Source organism: Flavobacterium frigidimaris, assembly GCF_002217275.1.
Lineage (GTDB): Bacteria > Bacteroidota > Bacteroidia > Flavobacteriales > Flavobacteriaceae > Flavobacterium > Flavobacterium aquidurense.
Map to the genome: position 1 here is coordinate 1 of NZ_MUGV01000059.1, position 770 is coordinate 770.

Consider the following 770-nt stretch of genomic DNA (forward strand, 5'->3'; position numbering starts at 1 on the left):
TAGCGGGAAGCATTCAAATATCTAACCAAATAATTGAAGGTTTTTACGAAATAATTTTAATTTGTAAACTTTAAAAACATCAAGTTTGAAAGTAATTAAGAAGATTTATTAATTATTTTTATGAAATTAATTGTTTGATGTACTCAGGAAATTATAATAATTTTTAATTTTAATTTCAAGGCGTTCGGCTAAATATTTATTTCCGTCTTTTAATTCTTTAAGAATCATTTTAGCTTCTTCAATATACTTCAATTTCTTTTCGTCATTCCAGTAGTATGGTGGTTCATACAAATTTGTAATTCGGTCTGCCAATTTAACGGCCCAAATTTCAACAGGCTGTTCTTTAATTCTTTTTAAACTATCTATCATTTTTTCAGTCTGTCCCTCAATTTTATCATTTTTAGTGAGCGCAAGTACGCCGCATGCCACTTCATGACCAAAAAGGTTATTTACACTTTCATAAGTCAATGTTGTATCCTCAATAATATCATGAAGGATTGCACATTTTATAGCTAAATCTGAATTGATATTTTCTGTTGATTGGATAGCGTTAAAAATTTCAAAGACAACACTTCCAATATGATTTATGTATTCCACTTTTTCACCGTCATTATGACCTCCATATTTTTGCCCATCATGTAATTTTGAAGCCAATTGCCAAATTTTTTGAATTTCATCTATTGACCATTCTCTATTTTGTTCCATTTGTATTAACTGCTTAAATTCGCTTATAAGGTTTAATTTTTACAAAAGTAAATATAAACAAAAAA

The 770-nt window shown here is 27.8% G+C and carries 1 protein-coding gene; it reads right to left on the reverse strand.

The genetic code is table 11. The annotated features are described in order from the left end of the window. Positions 1-126 precede the first annotated feature (126 nt). The gene (locus tag B0A65_RS22805; protein WP_074659897.1) at positions 127-705 is read right to left on the reverse strand and encodes an HD domain-containing protein; all 579 of its coding nucleotides are present in this window, start codon (positions 703-705) and stop codon (positions 127-129) included. Positions 706-770: the final 65 nt, after the last annotated feature.

Excerpts from the sequence above, each read along its gene's own strand:
- B0A65_RS22805 (WP_074659897.1), bottom strand. The coding sequence starts at position 705 with ATGGAACAAAATAGAGAATGGTCAATAGATGAAATTCAAAAAATTTGG.